Consider the following 1,064-nt stretch of genomic DNA (forward strand, 5'->3'; position numbering starts at 1 on the left):
CTTAACGGGCATCTTCCTTCAGCCACTGCGCTACGCGCTTGGCGAAGTAGGTAAGGATGCCGTCGGCCCCGGCCCGCTTGAAGCAGAGCAGGGATTCCATGATGGTCTCCTTCTCTTTCAGCCAGCCGTTCTGGATCGCCGCCATGTGCATGGCGTACTCGCCGCTGACCTGATAGGCGAAGGTCGGCACGCCGAACTGATCCTTCACCTGACGAACCACGTCCAGATAGGGCATACCCGGCTTGACCATCACGCTGTCGGCCCCTTCCTGAATATCCAGCGCCACTTCGTGCAGGGCTTCGTTGCTGTTGGCCGGGTCCATCTGATAGGTAGCCTTGTTGCTCTTGCCAAGGTTGCCGGCAGAACCGACCGCATCGCGGAACGGGCCGTAGTAGCAGGAGGCGTACTTGGCGGAGTAGGCCATGATCTGGGTGTTGATGAAGCCGTTCTCTTCCAGCGCGGCGCGGATGGCACCGATGCGGCCATCCATCATGTCGGACGGCGCGACTATATCGACCCCGGCTTCGGCGTGGGAGAGCGCCTGCTTGATCAGGATCTCGGTGGTGATGTCGTTCAGCACATAGCCTTCGTCATCGATGATGCCGTCCTGACCGTGGGTGGTGAACGGATCGAGCGCCACGTCGGTGATGACCCCCAGCTCCGGGAAGCGAGCCTTGAGGGCGCGCACGGTGCGCTGGGCCAGCCCGTTCGGGTTGTAGGCCTCTTCCGCCATCAGGCTCTTGCTCTCCAGCGGGGTCACCGGGAACAGGGCGATGGCAGGCACGCCCAGCTCCACCAGCTCGGCAGCCTCTTCCAGCAGCAGATCGATGGAGAGACGCTCCACCCCCGGCATGGAGGGAACGGCTTCCCGACGGTTCTCCCCCTCCAGCACGAACACCGGATAGATGAGATCGTTGACGGTCAGTACGTTCTCGCGCACCAGACGACGGCTGAAATCATGTTTGCGCAGACGGCGCAGGCGGCGACCCGGAAAGGCGCCCGGAAGAGTTGTAGCCATGAATCACTCCTGGAGAGGAAGTTGGAAGAACGCGGCGGAGGTGGCC

Annotated in this window: 1 protein-coding gene; it reads right to left on the bottom strand. The window is 62.6% G+C overall.

The window, feature by feature from the left end:
- Nucleotide 1: 1 nt before the first annotated feature.
- Nucleotides 2-1,018 carry a porphobilinogen synthase gene (gene hemB, locus AB5Y85_RS07310; RefSeq protein WP_005357271.1) on the bottom strand — a complete coding sequence of 339 codons (1,017 nt, stop codon included), beginning with the start codon at nt 1,016-1,018 and terminating at the stop codon, nt 2-4.
- Nucleotides 1,019-1,064: the final 46 nt, after the last annotated feature.

It is taken from the genome of Aeromonas sp. R3-1 (assembly GCF_040908345.1).
In the GTDB taxonomy this organism is placed as follows: Bacteria; Pseudomonadota; Gammaproteobacteria; order Enterobacterales; family Aeromonadaceae; genus Aeromonas; species Aeromonas veronii.